Source organism: Bacillus sp. JJ675 (genome assembly GCF_036963165.1).
Lineage (GTDB): Bacteria > Bacillota > Bacilli > Bacillales > Bacillaceae > Bacillus > Bacillus glycinifermentans.
The window spans coordinates 1-16,618 of sequence record NZ_JBALMR010000058.1 but is presented as its reverse complement, the minus strand read 5'-3'; the positions used below and the strand labels follow the sequence as shown (position 1 = coordinate 16,618).

Sequence of the window (16,618 nt, the reverse complement as noted above, 5' to 3'; positions counted from 1 at the left end):
AGAATTTGTCTCAAGAGGAACATAAGGAGAAGATTAAAAAAAAGCCAGACAAAATAATAGAGCGAAGCTTTGCAGATGTAAAACAGCTGCATGGGCTTCGCTACTACAAGATTTAGGGGAAAACAGAATGTGACAGAGCAAGTGCTTCCCCCATAATAGACTTTTCTTTTCTATTGCTTTGCTTCGGCCTCTAAACGAGGGAACAAAATATTATTTTCTAAATGAATGTGCTGAAAAATGTCTGTTTCCAATTCATCGAGTTTTAAGTAAGTCAGTGTATATGTCGTGCAGGCCCCTTCAGGAAGGGAATAGTCATTGGTTGCTTTTCTGAGCTCTTTCAAAATATTTCCGCAGGCCTCATGCTCTTGTTCAAGCACATCGATCGCCTTTACTGCTTCAGCTAAGTGCGCTTCTGACTTTGTTTCTTCGTAAGATTTGATTTTCGGAAAGATCTGTTCTTCCTCCTGAATCAAATGGTGCTCCAATTCAGCCTTGAGCTGATGAAACAATTGGTGAACTTTGGCCAGCTCCGGATGATGGGTGCCGTGGACGCGGTATACCTTTGTGACAAAGCCTGACAGTTCAGGAAGCACTTCAAACAAATAAGCATGGTGGGTCTGAACCACATAATCAATCAACCGGGAATAGGAGGCTTCGTTCCAATTTGTTTCTTTTTCATTTAACTCTTTCGTCTCCTGGTATAGTGCATTGATTTTTGATAATACTTCTTCAGCGTTTAAATTTTGTTCTTTAATGGCTTCTGCGATCGGACGGTTCCCGCCGCAGCAAAAATCAATTCGATATTCCTTTAACAGCCGGCTGGCTCTTGGAAAACGCGCAACAATATCACCGGTTTTCGTTGTTTGATCAAAGATTGTATCCATTATAAAACCTCCTGATGCTTATAATGATGTTCCAGGTTAAATGTATCGCGATTACAAAGAGAAATTCGTGATCTACATCACATTCCGAAAAAATCGCATAAAGCGCAATAAGTCAAGAAGAATCGGGAATACCTAAACATAGACACTTTCGTATAATTGGAGGCTCAGGATGGAGGATATATCGTGGCTTACGTATGTGATGCTGATTCTCGCCAGCTATCGGTTAACCCATTTGATTGTCTTTGACAAAATCACAGAGTTTATCCGAAAGCCGTTTATGAAGAACAAGAAAATCATCGATGAAAAAGGCCATGTCGACGTGAAAAAAGTACCCAAATCAAACGTCGGCTATTTGCTGAATTGCTATTGGTGCGCAGGGATTTGGTGCGCCATTATCATCGGTCTCGGCTATCTGCTCATTCCGAAAGCGAGCACCCCGGTCATTTTTATTTTGTCGATAGCGGGCGCACAGGCGATCCTTGAAACATTTGTCGGAATCGGAACGAAGCTCATCGGATTTTTAGCTGACGTAAAGAAATAACGTTGTAGCAGGTTGATTTTATTTTTTGTCTTTAAAGCGTCACAAAATATAGGTGAAAAACATGGCGATTTTTTGGAGCTTTATTCCTAAAAATCGTTTTTTCATTCAATGAAGTATCCTGAACTGTATTCATAAAATTAAGAATATATAGAAAATAAATGTGGGAAGTCCTGTTCGTTTCGTGTTGAACGTTACATTAAAATAGCATTCTGCCCTCCTCATCAATACGAAAAGAGGAAATTGATAGATTTTCAAGACCTTAAAAACAAGCAATATGGTTGATGGACGATTAACGAAAAGATTTTTAGAATCAGGATCGTGCCATAAACGTGAAAAGGAGGGAGAAGCACCCGTAAAACGGCATACTTTTAAAATTTTCATTTTGGAGGGAAAAGAATGCAACATGTCAAACGTTCAATTATTGCATGTTTTGCGATAATAGCGCTCGTTTTCAGCGGAGCAATGGCGCCAGCGGCAGCAGCCGCTTCCAAAACGCCGGTTGCCGCAAACGGCCAGCTTAAGATTAAAGGTACTCAGCTCGTCAATCAAAGCGGAAAAGCGGTCCAATTGAAAGGGATCAGCTCGCACGGTTTGCAGTGGTACGGTGATTATGTCAATAAATCGAGCTTAAAATGGCTAAGAGATGACTGGGGCATCAATGTCTTCCGTGCAGCCATGTACACGGGTGAGGGCGGCTACATCGATAATCCGTCCGTTAAAAACAAAGTCAAAGAAGCTGTTGAAGCGGCAAAAGAACTCGGCATCTATGTCATCATCGACTGGCATATTTTAAGCGACGGCAACCCGAATCAAAATAAAGCAAAGGCTAAAGAGTTTTTCAAAGAAATGTCGAGCCTTTACGGAAATACGCCGAACGTCATTTATGAAATCGCCAACGAACCGAACGGTGATGTAAACTGGAACCGCGATATCAAGCCGTATGCGGAAGAAGTGATTTCAGTGATCCGCAAAAACGATCCGGATAACATCATCATCGTCGGAACAGGAACGTGGAGCCAGGATGTCAACGATGCAGCAGATAATCAATTGAAAGACGCCAATGTCATGTATTCGCTTCACTTTTACGCAGGAACACACGGCCAATCTTTAAGAGATAAAGCGAATTATGCACTGAGCAAAGGCGCTCCGATTTTCGTTACCGAATGGGGGACAAGCGACGCTTCCGGAAACGGAGGAGTATACCTTGACCAGTCTCGGGAATGGCTGACATATCTAAACAGCAAGAAAATCAGCTGGGTCAACTGGAGCCTTTCCGACAAACAGGAATCATCCGCCGCTTTAAATCCTGGAGCGTCTAAAACAGGAGGGTGGAAGCTGTCTGACTTATCTGCCTCAGGAAAATTCGTAAGGGAGAATATCCGGAGCTCTCAAGATAACTCCGGCTCACAAGACAGCCCTGATTCCGGCTCAAAGGACAAAGATAACTCTGATTCAAAAGACAAAGGAAACTCTGATCAAAACAGCGGCAAACAGGGAAACAGCGTCGCTGTACAATACAGAGCGGGGGACGGGAATGTGAACGGCAACCAAATCCGCCCGCAGCTCAACATTAAAAACAACAGCAAAAAAACGGTTGATTTAAAGAAAGTGACGGTCCGCTACTGGTATAAAGCGAACGGCAAAGGACAAAATTTCGACTGCGACTACGCTCAAATCGGCTGCAGCAACATTTCTCACAAATTCGTGAAATTAGCGAAATCCGTAAAGGGCGCAGATACGTATCTTGAACTCGGTTTTAAAAACGGAACGCTCTCACCGGGAGCAAGTACCGGGGAAATCCAGATCCGCCTTCACAATGACGGCTGGAGCAATTACGCACAAAACGGCGATTATTCCTTTACAAACTCAACAACCACTTTTAAAAATACTAAAAAAATCACATTGTATGAAAACGGCAAGCTGATTTGGGGAACAGAGCCTAAATAAGTCTAACGGACACCGATATGGTGTCCGTTTTTTCAGTCCGGCATGTGGTATGATAGAGGAAGATTTTTGTAAAAGGGGATACGGGCGGAGCAAAACAGGAACATTAGAATAGAAAGGACGGGTGACCAGGAAAATGAATGAAACGTTAAAACAGTACATGCTGCTGGTCAAAGAAAACAGCAGCTTGATCAACGGACCGGATTATCCGGGTAAGGAAAAAGACGTTCGAAAACAAAAGGAACAAATCGACGCTTACGCGAAAAAGCTGCAGCAAGGCTTTTCTACAGATGACGACTACGACGAATTCGCCGATGCGGTGATCAAGTGCACATACGGGGATATTTCATTAGAAGAATTGGAAACGGTTTATAATGAACTGATTTCTCCGTCATAAGCAACTTCTAAGGAGAGGAAAACCGATGAAAGACATCGTTTTAACGACTGAGAGGCTCACATTGCGAAACATGACAAAAAAAGACGTTTGCAATTTGCTGGAGATTTTTTCTGATCCAATCGCAATGGAATACTATCCGTCGACAAAAGATGAAAAGCAAACGATCGAATGGATCGCTAAGATGCTAAACAATTACGCAAAACACGGCACAGGGCTTTGGATCGTCGAGCATAAAGAAACGGGCGAATTTTTGGGACAATGCGGCATCGTTCCGCAGGAAGTCGAAGGCGTCCGCGAAATGGAACTCGGCTATTCGTTTGCAAGGCGCGTCTGGGGAAACGGCTACGCAACTGAAGCCGCCGCAGCATGTAAACGGTACGGATTTAAAAACATGAACGTTCAAAAACTCGTGTCTTTAATCGACGTTAACAATCTGGCTTCCAGAAAAGTTGCCGAACGGATCGGCATGACGCCGGAAAAACATATACGTAAATGGGGGAAAGAAATTGTTGTGTATGCGGCGGGAAAATAAAATATCAAATTGGCTTTTCACCGATTGCAAGATGAAGAACTCATAAACAGATCGTTTATTAATTAAATGTAAAAATATGTTTAATTTTTGAATTTTTTCTCAATCCTACACAATATGACAAATTTTTCATCCTCGCAGTGGTAATATCAAGGTGTCTATTAAATGGACAAGCATTTAATAGGTAAAAAACGAAAAGGGGATGTGTGTTATGTTTAAAAGCAAATTCAAAAAAGCAGTGGGAGCTTTGGCAGTTGCCGGGGCTTTGTTAGTATCCGGATTACCTGCAAGTGCAGCACCGGATTTAACTCCGATTCGGGACAAATATCCAGATGCATATCAATTCCAGTGGAACGGCAACGGCACTGTAACTGTTTTCTTTAGAGACAGTAACGGCAAATCTTATTCTAGAACATATACATGTGTAACAGTTATTGATGGAACTTGCTACGTATATAAGTAATTAAATCGTAATTCATTCTAAATTTTGAAATTCCGTCTCAATTTTCTAGTATACTTAATATTTCGAGACGGAATTTCTCTTACAAGTTTAACTTCCGAGAATATATATTATGTAAACTAGAATGAGATTTGAAAAGAGAGGTCAAATTGATCTTACTGTTCTGTTTTGTTGACAATTGCGCCGTTTTCTCATGTGTTACCCATCTTACTAATCGTTTTGGTGTTCTCGTTTTCTTCTCCAGCCGCTGTAATACCAGTGCAGCTGACACCACGCGCAAACATGCGGATAAAAATGTAAGAACTCTCCGAATCCGGAGAGTTCTTTTTATGAGTGATATTTGTTGATTTTGTTAATAAGGCTTTTATGTGCAATAGACAGCCATTATAATATTTCGATATAGCCTTCGGTTCCATGCACGCGAATTCGTTGTCCATCTTTTATCAGTTTGGTAGCATTCTCTACTCCGACAACGGCTGGCAAGCCGTATTCACGTGCGATAACTGCTCCATGGGTCATCAGGCCGCCGACTTCGGTGACCAGGCCTTTGATGGATACAAACAATGGTGTCCAGCTGGGATCCGTAAAGGCGGTGACCAAAATATCCCCATCTTCCAGGTCAGCATCTTCCATGTTTAAGATGACACGCGCTCGTCCCTCTATCACTCCGGAAGAAACAGGAAGACCTGCAATAGCTTCGTCCGGGAGATTCTCTCGTTTGTACTCACCTGCAATGATTTCGCCATCAGACGTGATAACGCGCGGTGGAGTTAGTTTTTCGTATAATTTGTACTCGTCTTTACGTTTGCTGATGATCTGGTAATCTACTGTATTTGTGCGTACGGCTTCGTGAAGTTCTTCAAAAGTGAGATAGTATATATCTTCTTTTTCGAGAATAACGTCCGCTTGTTCGAGTTTTTCGGCTTCTTTCAGTAAAGCCTGCTTATAAACGAAGTAGCGATGAATCATGCCGTATTTTGGATATTCCCGATAGCCTATGAAATTCCTGATGAGGCCGATCATTCGTTTAGTTTCTTTGGCTTTTTGCTCACCATCCGGCAATTGCTTCAATCGCTCTACTATTTCTTGTTCTTTTTGCAAAGCCGCACGCCGCCCTTGTTCAAATTTCCGATGGCTTTCATTAGGTTCAAAGTTTTTGATGTTACCCAGAATCAGCGGGACAAGTGTAATTGGTTTTTCGCTCCATCGGGTTTTCGTAATATCGATTTCTCCGGGACAACGCATTCCGTATTTGCTGAGATAATCATAGATCGCGTCTCGGGTTTCGCGTCCGCCGTCCAACTTAGCCAATTCATCCAAAAAGTTATCATCTTTTACATGTTGTAAGTAATCAATTACCTCTGGAAAAGGACGAATCACATCTGCGACATTGAGTAGCGCCAAGCCCATTTCTGAAGTAATATTGTTTGGTACAGATTGAGAAAGCGCATCTGCTGCGTTTTTTTCACCTAACCACTCGTTCATTTTTTCGTTGATCCATGATGAAGCATTCATGGCTGTCATAATTACACCAAAGCTTTGTGGATCAGATAAACTCTTCTTTAATTGCTGGATATCTTCCAGAATAAAATCAAACAGATCCGTTCCTGATTTTGTTTGGATTTTTTGTTTTAACTCTTCTATCGATGTTTGACTGCGTTTAATCAAATCAGAAACGATTGTCGGATCGTAGTCTTTTAATGTTTGATAATCCGCAGGCGGCATACTTTTTGTGTTTTTACCGGGGCCCATTTCTTTTTCATCATTTGGTAACTTTTTTATAAAATCTCCTCGCTCTAGCACGGTCACGAGTGCGTCTTTTATGAGCGGATCGGATTGTCCAAGTTTTAATATAGTTTCTCTGCTGGCAGGTGAAGCCAGCAGAGGTGCAACATCAACAAACAACCTTCCGCCAGCTATGCGCATGTTTGCTGAAGTCGTTAATAGCCAAAAAGACAATCCCAATGGTTTCATGGGGGCTGTCATCATTTGTTGGTGACCAACAGATACATAAACGTGATTTTCCTGATCATCCGCTTCAGGGATCGGGTATAAAGTTGTGATCGGCCGGCTCTGGACAATATAAAATGTATCATCGGCCAAACACCATTCGATATCTTGCGGCTGGCCGAAATAAGATTCGATTTGTCTTCCGATGCGTGCCAGTTGTAAAATTTGCCGGTCAGTAAGTGTTTGCGTCTTTTGCTGATCGGGATCGATCTGCTTTGTCTCCGTTCCGCCTTCTTTTCGTCCATAGACCGCCAATTTTTTGGTTGCGATCCTCTTCTCGACGATTTCCCCTTTCTGTACTTTATAACAATCGGCAGATACCAAGCCGGAGACCAGCGCTTCTCCAAGTCCAAAACCGGCATCGATGGATAGCAGCTTTCGGTTGGAAGTAACGGGATCAGCGGTAAATAAAATCCCTGAAGCCTGCGGGAAAATCATCTTTTGGATGATAACGGATATATAAACTTGACTGTGGTCAAATCCATTTTGCATACGGTAGATGACCGCGCGGTCCGTAAATAGGGATGCCCAACATTTGCTGATGTGCTGCAAAATTGCTTTTTTGCCGATGACATTTAAATAGGTGTCTTGTTGACCGGCAAAAGAGGCATGCGGCAAATCTTCAGCAGTCGCACTAGAACGCACGGCATAAGCATGTTCATCGCCAAACTGGGAGAGATAGTGAACAACTGTTTTCACAACATCGGAAGGAATTTCTACTTCCATAATGGTTTTTCGAATCTTCCTGCTGATTTCACCAATTTGATCCCGATCTTCCACTTTTAGCTTGGTCAGTTGATCCAACAACGTTTGGAACGTTTCATTTTGTTTGATTGCTTTTTGATATCCTGCTGTTGTGACACAAAATCCTTCTGGCACTTGTATTCCTTGAATTTTTGATAATTCCCCTAAATGTAACCCCTTTCCCCCAACGAGCAAAAGCTGTGTTTTTTCCATTTCGTGAAAACCGAGAACCAAAGAACTCATTCTCCATCTCTCCTTCGAAAAAAAATTTGACAAGAGCTTTCCGGCATGGTACAATTAAAATGTAAGATAGGATACTTATGCTATTTTACGGAAAACAAACGTAATCTTATTATATCATCGTGTCTGTTTTCGTGCAATATAAAAAGAACCTGGTAAAAACGTCCAGGTTCTTTTTTAATTTCGCGCTATCATTAGTCACAGCAAAACCTGGTTCGAGCCGACAAGCGGAAAAAAGACTGCTTCAATATTACTTTCGAAATGGACAGAATGTTGATGTGATGGCAATGGAAAAGTTGTTGTAAAACCAAATGAAAGGCCCTTCAAAACAGAAGGGCCTTCATTTTTTTATTTTCCCGCGATCGCAAACCGCTTGATTCTTTCTTCAATTTGATCCCGAACCCGCTGGAATACAGCCCATTTCTCTTTTTCAGTTCCTGCTGCTTTGGCTGGATCATCGAATCCCCAATGATCACGTTTGACGTGCGGGGGCGTTATTGGGCATTTATCGTTGGCATCGCCACATAATGTAACGACAAAATCAGCCTTGTTTAAAATTTGAGGATCAATCATATCTGAAGTTTGGTTTGAAATATCTATTCCTGCTTCCTTCATTGCTTTTACGGCATTCGGATTTAAACCATGGGCTTCAATTCCAGCGGAATATACATTGTATTCATCGCCTAAATATTTTTTGCCAAACCCTTCTGCCATTTGACTTCGACAAGAATTCCCTGTACACAAGAAAAGTAAATCGTCTTTTTTTCTTTGCTCATTTTTTTCATCCAACCTTTCGCTCATTGTGCTTTGACATTTGAACCATAGTATTTCTTGCGCAGCCAAAGAGCAACGTTCACCAATCCGATCATAACCGGCACTTCAACTAAAGGGCCGATAACCGCTGCAAACGCAGCACCCGAGTGAATGCCGAATACACCGACAGCCACCGCAATTGCTAATTCAAAGTTATTACTGCCTGCTGTAAAGGCTAATGTTGCGGCAACCCCATAGTTTGACCCGAATTTCTTTCCTAAGTAGAACGAAACAAAAAACATCACGACAAAGTAAATGAGTAACGGAATCGCAACCCGGACTACATCTAGCGGCAAGCTTATCACCATATCTCCCTTTAATGAGAACATTACGACAATGGTAAACAGCAAAGCGATAAGCGTAACCGGGCTGATTTTCGGAATGAATACTTTTTCATACCATTGTCTGCCCTTTGCTTTAACAAGTATTAAGCGTGTTAACATTCCAGCAATAAACGGAATACCTAAGTAAATAAATACAGATTTTGCGACTTCGCCCATTGTAATATCAACGATTGCGCCTTCAATACCAAGCCGTTCTGGAATGACAGTTACAAAGATATAAGCATAAACTGAAAAAAACAGTACCTGGAAAACAGAGTTAAAAGCAACCAACCCTGCCGCGTATTGAGCGTCGCCTTTTGCTAGATCATTCCACACAATAACCATGGCAATACAACGGGCTAAACCAATCATAATGAGTCCAACCATATACTCTGGTTTATCAGGCAAAAATACAATGGCTAATAAGAACATGAGAATCGGGCCGATAATCCAGTTTTGTACAAGCGATAACAAAAGGATTTTGATATCTGTAAAAACTCTTCCCATCTCTTCATAGCGCACTTTGGCAAGAGGAGGATACATCATCAAAATTAAGCCGATCGCAAGTGGTATAGATGTTGTTCCTATTTGCCAACGGTTTAGTCCGTCTGCGAAGCTGGGAAAAACAAACCCTGTGCCTATTCCGATCGCCATGGCAAGGAAAATCCAAAGTGTTAAATAGCGGTCAAGAAAAGACAATCGCTTTTTTTCTGTATGACTCATTTTCTCAAGCCCCCTTCTCCACTGTTATTAGCAGTCACAACGAGCTGTAACCTTGCTTGCATTTATTTTTTTGATTTGTTCTGTTTGGTCTGGTAAATGTTTTAACAGCTCATCAATTAATTCGAAAAATTCGCTTTTCGGATTTAAAGAATAGTAAACCCACTGCCCTCTTTTCTCTTCATTCAATAATCCTGCATTCCTGAGTTTGCGAAGATGTTGGCTAATGACGGCTGACTCATGGTAAACACTTCGAGAAATTCACAAACACAACATTCACGCTGTTTTAGAATAGCCGCCATCGTTAAGCGTGTTTTATCCCCGAGCAATTTTAATACTTCTGCCGCCTTATCCGTCTCTACAATTGTTCTATTCACTTGATGCTCCTCCAGTTTGGATATTGTTATATAATTATATACTTATATATTGAGCGGAAGCAATTGATGTTATGTAAAGTCATAGGCGATCAACTGCTTCTTTAACAAAAAAGCTTATCGACGAAGCCGTTTATCTGGACTTTATCGACAAGCTTTTTTTCTTCGGCAAACGTTGATCAAAAAATTACTAGTAAACCTTATCCTCTATCAAATTTTTTGTCTCTCTCAGAGGTTGCCAATGACAGTTGTTCATGAAATGCAAGTTCATCTTGGTGTCGCTCTTTAATGCTTTTCACAATAGACCAAATCGTATTTACGTTCTCCTCAATATATTGAGGATCAAAGATCGTAACATGGTCTCCCTTTAATTCATATTCCAGATAATTGTGAGCGGTAGAGCGCGTCCACCCTCTTTCGGTCATATCGCCGCATAACAAGTGATGAATGTTGGCGTTGATGGCACCGGAATTGATCAGTTGATTATGGTATGCCAGGTAGCCTCTAATTTTATCTTTTATCGAAGGAATGGTTAATATTTCTCTATGCCGGCGATCGCCATTTCGCAATCACCTGTAAGCAAAGATTTACACGCCATATGAACAGCAACGAGGGATGAAGAGCAAGCCGTATCAATGGTGATCGCCGGTCCTTTCATAAAAACAACATGGCCCCAAAACCTAAAAAAAGGATTTTTTATTTTGTGAAATTTCTGGATAATTTAGGTGGAAATCAAAAAAGACTGCCGAGAACATCGGCAGCCTGCTTTGACATCGTCTAAAGCTTGGTCATTATGTTGATTTTTTAGCTCATCCATTTATTGAATTCATTAGCTGAAAAAAGTATTCAGGTTGATGAGTTTTATTCAGGTTATACCATGAATCTAATGTATCTGGTGCAAACACATCTAATATTTTCAGTACTTCTTTCGCAAATTCCAGAGGAGCTACTCCTGATGCTGTAACCAAATTCTCGTCAGATACTGCAGGCCCCATCTCATAAAATTTTTCTCCTTTATAATGAGGACAGACCATTTTAATATATTCTAAGCTATTGCTGGTATGTTTTCTGGAATCTAGGTATCCAATATTCGCGAGGCCCTCAGTTGCACCGCAAATTGCAGCAACAATAGTGCCAAGCTTTAAAGCTTCGCCGATTTTTTTCAAGATAGGTTGATGAATACCTTCTCCCCAAGTATTCCCTCCAGGCAAAATGAAAAGATCTTTACTCTCAAGAGTACACTCATCAAGGGAAATATCTGGCGTTATGTTCAGTCCTCCCATCGTAGTAATCATTTCTTTATTAGCTCCTACTGTAACTACTTTTAAAGGGGCTAAACTTTTTTTGAAATATCTTCCTGATTTCAGTTCAGCAATTAAATATCCATATTCCCAGTCTGACATTGTATGAAATACATAAAGGTACACTTTTTTTGTTTGCATCCAATCACTCTCCGATCACAATTGATATAGCCCATCATAATATAACTTCCCTGACAGTTAACGTCAGGGAAGTTATCATGCTTGATGAAATTTTATTAATTCCGACAGAACTTCGATAAGTCTTTTCTTAAGACTTATTGGCTCAATAACTCGAATTGATTTACCGTACGGTAAAAGTAAATGAGGTACATATGTATGTATCATATTTTTTTCAAGAAGAAATACAGCTTGGTTTGAAGACCTTTCTTGCAAATAATGTCCTAAAAACCAATGTTGGCAAATATCATCCAACGCTCTTGTATTCCCGTTAATAACCAAAGGGATAATCCCTTCCTTATCTTCTATTGTCGGAAGGAGGTTTTTCATAAAAAAGTCACGTGCTGAAAATTTCTCTGGCCGGTTAAACTTATTTTCGGTTAGCTTTAGACTTTCAATTCGATCTACTCTAAAACTGCGGATATCCTTTCTAAGATGACAAAATCCAATCACATACCACTTATGATTCCAATAAATCATTCTGTACGGATCAACCAATCTATTACTTGATTGCTCTTCGCCACTTTTATGGTATAGAATTTTTACAGAGTATCCGCCAGCTACGGCCAGCTCCAACTCCTTTAAGAAAGGTTCCATCGAGAAGGAACTTAATCGACTTATTACTTCAAGACTGATTAAATGTTGGTTTATCTTTGTTTTCTGCTCTTGATTTGAATATTTACTCAGCTTTGAAACAGCCCTATTTAGTGCTTCTCCTCCATAATATCCGGCTTCTTCTGCAAAAACAGCAGCGTGAAATAGTGAGATTTGCTCCTCAACATCAAAAAAAAGAGGAGCTTTAATAAAATTATGCAATAAAGTGTACCCGCCGTTATGTCCCGGGTCTGAAATGATAGGTACACCACTTGTTGAAAGTGTATCAATATAACGATATACAGTCCTTATATTTATTTCTAACTTTTCTGAAATTTGTTTTGCAGTAATTTTTTCACCTGAACTAAGCATCCATAGGATTGCTAGCATATTGTCCATTTTAGGCATATAAATTTACCTCTTGTTTAAATGTTTAATTCCAGATTTAAACGAACTTCCTCAATTTTTAGAATGCAATTCTTCTTTCACCTGAAGCTTCAGGAACGAGTGAAACTTGGTACATCAACAAGAATATCTTCCTGTCATGCTTGTTACGGACTCCACAATATCTGCAGTTGTGTCACTAAAAGCATTGAGAGCCAGTTCATTCTAATGCTTTTTTTTATTCTTCCTTAGTTAATTTGATCTCCTGTATTGACGAATACTTCAAAGCATGCCATCAGTAAGACAAGTCGCTCCCCCCTTACCCGTTGATCCCATTAAAAAAGCAGGGTCATTTACTTGATATAAAGGAACGACTTCGACGCTAAAAAGACTATTATAGAATTGAAAGTTTTAATATTTAGGAGGTTTTATGATCTTGGTTTAAGCCCTCTATCTTGCAAGTTATATATAGAATCGACGATGTCATGGTTCTTGAGTTGAGGGATTTGGGCGGCTCCGGGTACTAAGAAACCTGCATTGACTATCCCTAAGACAAGTTAATCAGTTTCATCAAGTTCAATAAAATAATGATTCTTGCGATAAGACACTGCCTCCATGGTTGCGATCAGATTTTCGCCGTGTAAGATGTCGATTCGATAAAAACCTGTGCGGAAGTTTCGCTTGATTTCTGTCGCGCGGGCAACGATCTTGTCCCCTGGTTTAGCTGATTCAATAAACTGGATGGTTGTCGAGAGTCCTAATGATGTTTTTCCGTATGCATTGCACGCTGCCGAAAAAGCATGATCTGCTAATGCGTATAGCACTGCCCCGTGAACAGTCCCATATGCATTTACCATATGGCTTCTTACTTCAAGCATTGCTTCCGCAAAGCCTGCTTCAAATGTTGTCAGCTGAATTCCCAGCGATTGTGCATACGGATCGTTCTTTACATGTTTATAAATTTGTTGATAGTGTTTTTCGTAAATGTTGACCTCGTCAATTTTCTTCTTCATTGCCGGCTCCTCCTTCGAATAAAAGCGGAATTAAAAAACCCATTGCACTAACATCATGTAGATGATCGTTCCCCCTGCTATGGAAAGGAGCATATTTTTCTTCCAAAAGTGAAGCAGCGCAACTGCCGCTACTGCAATAAATTCAGGGATGCCGCGGCTGCCGGAAAGTAAACTCACATCCTTAAAACAATAAATGACCAAAAGCCCGATGACCGCCGATGGCAGCGCTTTGCCGAGATATTGTATATACTTCGGCGTCGGTTTGCCCGATGGGAAAATCATAAATGGAAGAAACCTTGTCAGCATTGTGCCTAGCACAACCATAGCAATCGTGATCATTTGCTGCGTTACACTCATTGTCATGCGGCAACCTCAACTTTCTCCAATGGTTTTCTAAAAGCGGTAAGCACTCCCAGAATCGCAAGCATGGCAGGAATCATGAAGTTGTTTCCGCCAAAAATCATAAGGCTTGCTGCCGAAAGTCCAAGTCCTGCGAGGGCACTAAAGTGCCGTTTCTCTTTCATCCACTGTTCAATAAAAATCACAACAAAAAGAGCGGTCATCACAAAATCGAGCCCTTCTGTGTTGAACTTGACGAGAGATCCGAAAATGCCGCCGATCGCCGCTCCTATGACCCAATAAGAATGATTAAGCAGTGTCACGAAGAACATAAACCAGCCCTTGTCTACATTCTTCGGAATATGGGCGGTACAATTGATAGAAAAAGACTCGTCGCACATCCCGTAAATCAGATAAAACTTTTTCTTACCGGTTCCCCTATACTTATCCAGCATAGAAATGCCATAAAACAAATGGCGTGCGTTCACCATTAAAGTTAAGAAAAGAGCGTTCAGCGGGTTGAACGCCCCAAGCAAAAAATTGGCTGCGACAAATTCCATTGAGCCTGCAAAAATGGCAAAGCTCATGATGATTGGATAAATGGCGCTGAACCCTAATGAATTCATATAGATTCCGTAGGCAATCCCCAAAAATACAAAGCCCGCCAAAATCGGAAGCGTATGTGGAAAAGCCGCGCGGCAAGCAATCCATATTTGATTTCTTTTTTTCATATGATCCACATCCTTAGCTGAAACTTTATTCCATACAAATTTAACACACAAAATCCATACAATGAACAAAAGAATTGTATGGATTACAATTCTTTTGTTCAAAATCAATCTTTGAAATGGGAGCTGATCAATTATAAAATTCCATACAATAAATGATATGATTGTATGGAATACGATCTAAGAGGTGCAATATGCCGGTAAATTCATTTGATCATTATCCAATGTCTTGGAAACCTGATAAAAAAGCGTTAAAGCGTCCTTATTATTATTCGATTGCGGAGCTGCTTGAACAGGATATTGTAAACGGCTTCTTGGCGCCCGGGACAAAGCTGCCACCACAGCGGGAATTGGCGGATTTTCTCGACTTAAACTTTACCACGGTTACCCGTGCCTACAAATTGTGCGGGTTCAAGGGTTTGATTTATGCAATCACCGGAAGCGGAACCTTTGTATCTCCCAATGCAGCCCGTTCTATTACCATCTCCGCGGATAACATCACAAATCTTATTGATCTTGGATTTGTAGCCTCTTTTGAACAAACCAACGGAATCGTATCGGAGCTTATGCAAAAGGTTGCGGAGAAAAGCTATTTGGATAAGCTTTTAAATTACAATGATCCGACAGGAATTCCGCATCAAAAAACGGCAGGGTTAAATTGGATGGAGTCTTTCGGTATTCAGGCAGACCAAGAGCATATGGCGATTGTTTCCGGGGCTCAAAATGCGCTGGCCATTGCATTGACGGCACTGTTTGAGCCTGGTAATCGGATTGCAACCGATTTATACACCTATTCAAACTTTATTGAGTTGGCAAAAATGCTCCATGTACAGTTGGTCCCCATTCCCGGAGACCAGTTTGGGATGCTGCCGGATGAACTTGAAAAACAGTGCTGCCAAACAAAAATACACGGGGTTTTTCTGATGCCTTCTTGCTGTAATCCCACAACAATCATGATTTCAGATTTTCGAAAACATGAATTAGCGGCGGTTATCCGCAAGCATCATTTGATTTTGATCGAGGATGATATCCATGCATTTCTGACGGCAGGTATTATCTCCGATTATCAGCAGCCGATGTTCAATTTGCTTCCGGACCAGAGCGTATATATTTGCAGCACTTCCAAGTCCATATGCTCCGGATTAAGAGTCGCCTATATGGTGTATGGGGATGCCTTCCGCCAGAATATTTTACAGAGCATTTTCAACGTCAATGTCAAAACGTCCTCGTTAGATGCGGAGGTCGTCACGGAGCTGATTCTATCAGGCAAGGCTCATGAAATTGTGTCGCAAAAGAAACGGCTTGTACAGTCTGCAAATGAGATTTACGCAGAGTATTTTTCTCCGAATAAGCCTGGTGAACATCCCCTTAGTTTTTACCGCTGGCTTTCTATTGAAAAGAATGCTGATTCATCTCAGTTGGAAGAGGATTTGAAAATGCGCGGCATTCGGGTTTTTCATTCTGACCGTTTTCTCAGCGGGCAGACTTCACGCGAAAAGTATTTGCGCATTGGGCTTTCTTCTACAAACTCATTAGATGAGTTGAAAATGGGGCTGGACATACTGAAACAGTATCTCGGCTGATACGAGAAATAAACTCAGAAAGCGGCGAAATTAGATGATCCAATACTAGAACATCAAGAGGTATAGACAAAAAGTGACCGGACACGGCCAAATTGAGATTTTGGTTGTGTTTTTTATGTTGCCGGAGAAAGAGAAATGAGGAAATTGATTCTTTTTCCCAGCTGTTTTTGGTATAATTGGATTGGTTCTTCCAGTCCGAATATAAGCAAAGAAATGCAGATCCACGATACACAATATTTACAGATATACATAGTGAATCAGGAGGAAGACAGTATGGGGATATCGAGTCAAAAGAAACGGTTTGAAAGGCGATTTAAGAACGAAGTGGTTGAGGTGGCCGCAGTCACCGGTCCATCCGGTATTGGAGCATTGAGAGCGAACGACGATGTAATGTGGAATGCCTCCATGCCGTTGATTGCTTGGAAAGAGCTCAGCGGCAGCAAGTCTGCTGTTCAGGAAGAGCTGCAGTTAAAATGGCTTGCCGATGATGACGAATGGAACAAAACGAAAGATATATTGG

17 protein-coding genes and 2 pseudogenes are annotated in these 16,618 nt (G+C 41.1%); 7 read left to right on the top strand and 12 right to left on the bottom strand.

Annotated elements, in window-relative coordinates:
• Window positions 1-170 precede the first annotated feature (170 nt).
• Window positions 171-884 carry an iron-sulfur cluster repair di-iron protein gene (ric, locus tag V7126_RS15615; protein WP_046131397.1) on the bottom strand — a complete coding sequence of 238 codons (714 nt, stop codon included), beginning with the start codon at window positions 882-884 and terminating at the stop codon, window positions 171-173.
• 169 nt (window positions 885-1,053) lie between these two features.
• Between ric and V7126_RS15610 the strand changes: the two genes are divergently transcribed.
• The 5 genes from V7126_RS15610 to V7126_RS15590 all read left to right on the top strand — a co-directional run bounded on the left by V7126_RS15610 (window position 1,054) and on the right by V7126_RS15590 (window position 4,758).
• Complete coding sequence (locus V7126_RS15610) at window positions 1,054-1,425, top strand: DUF1360 domain-containing protein (protein WP_046131398.1); 372 nt, start codon at window positions 1,054-1,056, stop codon at window positions 1,423-1,425.
• Window positions 1,426-1,821: 396 nt separating this feature from the next.
• Entirely contained in the window at window positions 1,822-3,372 is a 1,551-nt protein-coding gene (locus V7126_RS15605; RefSeq protein ID WP_175075149.1) for a cellulase family glycosylhydrolase, read from the top strand.
• A 133-nt stretch (window positions 3,373-3,505) separates the two neighbouring features.
• A complete protein-coding gene (locus V7126_RS15600) occupies window positions 3,506-3,766 on the top strand; it encodes a YnfE family protein (RefSeq protein ID WP_046131400.1) in 261 nt (86 codons plus the stop codon).
• 25 nt (window positions 3,767-3,791) lie between these two features.
• Window positions 3,792-4,298 carry a GNAT family N-acetyltransferase gene (locus tag V7126_RS15595; RefSeq protein ID WP_046131401.1) on the top strand — a complete coding sequence of 169 codons (507 nt, stop codon included), beginning with the start codon at window positions 3,792-3,794 and terminating at the stop codon, window positions 4,296-4,298.
• Window positions 4,299-4,506: 208 nt separating this feature from the next.
• On the top strand, window positions 4,507-4,758 hold the full coding sequence (locus V7126_RS15590) for a hypothetical protein (RefSeq protein WP_046131402.1): 252 nt from the start codon (window positions 4,507-4,509) through the stop codon (window positions 4,756-4,758).
• 381 nt (window positions 4,759-5,139) lie between these two features.
• Here the strand turns inward: V7126_RS15590 and ppsA are convergent, their stop codons facing one another.
• The 11 genes and pseudogenes from ppsA to azlC all read right to left on the bottom strand — a co-directional run bounded on the left by ppsA (window position 5,140) and on the right by azlC (window position 14,518).
• Window positions 5,140-7,752, bottom strand: coding sequence for a phosphoenolpyruvate synthase (gene ppsA, locus V7126_RS15585; protein ID WP_175075148.1), 2,613 nt, complete (start codon window positions 7,750-7,752; stop codon window positions 5,140-5,142).
• A 345-nt stretch (window positions 7,753-8,097) separates the two neighbouring features.
• Window positions 8,098-8,538 carry an arsenate reductase (thioredoxin) gene (arsC, locus tag V7126_RS15580; RefSeq protein ID WP_335497704.1) on the bottom strand — a complete coding sequence of 147 codons (441 nt, stop codon included), beginning with the start codon at window positions 8,536-8,538 and terminating at the stop codon, window positions 8,098-8,100.
• Between the two features lie 8 nt (window positions 8,539-8,546).
• Window positions 8,547-9,608: an ACR3 family arsenite efflux transporter gene (gene arsB / locus V7126_RS15575; protein ID WP_046131404.1), complete on the bottom strand. Its 1,062-nt coding sequence runs from the start codon at window positions 9,606-9,608 to the stop codon at window positions 8,547-8,549.
• A gap of 27 nt (window positions 9,609-9,635) precedes the next feature.
• Window positions 9,636-9,982 (bottom strand): annotated as a pseudogene (locus V7126_RS15570) (ArsR/SmtB family transcription factor).
• Window positions 9,983-10,179: 197 nt separating this feature from the next.
• Window positions 10,180-10,527, bottom strand: a pseudogene (locus V7126_RS15565) (hypothetical protein); the annotation flags it as partial.
• Complete coding sequence (locus V7126_RS24105; RefSeq protein ID WP_082094117.1) at window positions 10,512-10,637, bottom strand: beta-ketoacyl synthase N-terminal-like domain-containing protein; 126 nt, start codon at window positions 10,635-10,637, stop codon at window positions 10,512-10,514. The gene V7126_RS24105 and the pseudogene V7126_RS15565, both read right to left, overlap by 16 nt.
• Window positions 10,638-10,788: 151 nt before the next feature.
• Window positions 10,789-11,421, bottom strand: a complete 633-nt coding sequence (locus tag V7126_RS15560; protein WP_175075146.1) for a type 1 glutamine amidotransferase family protein — start codon at window positions 11,419-11,421, stop codon at window positions 10,789-10,791.
• A 75-nt stretch (window positions 11,422-11,496) separates the two neighbouring features.
• Complete coding sequence (locus V7126_RS15555) at window positions 11,497-12,459, bottom strand: helix-turn-helix transcriptional regulator (protein ID WP_175075145.1); 963 nt, start codon at window positions 12,457-12,459, stop codon at window positions 11,497-11,499.
• Window positions 12,460-12,992: 533 nt separating this feature from the next.
• Window positions 12,993-13,448, bottom strand: coding sequence for a PaaI family thioesterase (locus V7126_RS15550; RefSeq protein WP_175075144.1), 456 nt, complete (start codon window positions 13,446-13,448; stop codon window positions 12,993-12,995).
• A 30-nt stretch (window positions 13,449-13,478) separates the two neighbouring features.
• Complete coding sequence (locus tag V7126_RS15545; protein ID WP_046131409.1) at window positions 13,479-13,811, bottom strand: branched-chain amino acid transporter permease; 333 nt, start codon at window positions 13,809-13,811, stop codon at window positions 13,479-13,481.
• A complete protein-coding gene (gene azlC / locus V7126_RS15540; RefSeq protein WP_046131410.1) occupies window positions 13,808-14,518 on the bottom strand; it encodes an azaleucine resistance protein AzlC in 711 nt (236 codons plus the stop codon). Before azlC ends, V7126_RS15545 begins: the two co-directional genes overlap by 4 nt.
• Before the next feature lie 191 nt (window positions 14,519-14,709).
• On the opposite strand from azlC, the gene V7126_RS15535 reads away from it, so the two are divergent.
• Together V7126_RS15535 and V7126_RS15530 are read left to right on the top strand one after the other, a co-directional pair.
• On the top strand, window positions 14,710-16,098 hold the full coding sequence (locus tag V7126_RS15535; RefSeq protein ID WP_175075143.1) for a PLP-dependent aminotransferase family protein: 1,389 nt from the start codon (window positions 14,710-14,712) through the stop codon (window positions 16,096-16,098).
• A gap of 273 nt (window positions 16,099-16,371) precedes the next feature.
• Window positions 16,372-16,618: DUF7021 domain-containing protein (locus V7126_RS15530; RefSeq protein WP_438823804.1), on the top strand; the 247-nt coding region annotated here is incomplete at its 3' end.